The following is a 287-nucleotide window of genomic DNA, read 5'->3' as shown; positions in this document are numbered from 1 at the left end:
GGCCGGGCTGGTGGGGGCCGGGGCGTTGGTCGTGGAGCATCTGTATGCGCCCGCGCGGGTGGAAGAACGGCTGGTCGCGCTGGGTGTGTGAGGGCCGTTCGCGCCGGGTGCCCGACGGTGCGCGGGTCCGTCCCGGACGGCACGGGTGGTGGTGATCGCCGGGGGGTCTGGCCGGAGCTCCCGTCCTGACCGGCGTACGGGAGTTGCTGTACCAGCGTGCCCTGCCGCGTTCCACCGCTCATCTGGACGTGGTGACCTCGCGGCTGGGGGAGCGGGCCGGGCTGGTG

Annotated in this window: 1 pseudogene; it reads left to right on the top strand. The window is 74.6% G+C overall.

What is annotated here, in order from left to right:
- Positions 1-161: 161 nt before the first annotated feature.
- Positions 162-287, top strand: a pseudogene (locus tag ADL12_RS56870) (sugar kinase); the annotation flags it as partial.

The organism is Streptomyces regalis, assembly GCF_001509475.1.
In the GTDB taxonomy this organism is placed as follows: domain Bacteria; phylum Actinomycetota; class Actinomycetes; order Streptomycetales; family Streptomycetaceae; genus Streptomyces; species Streptomyces regalis.
The sequence above is the reverse complement of the archived record's forward strand: the minus strand, read 5'-3'. Positions and strand labels throughout refer to the sequence as shown.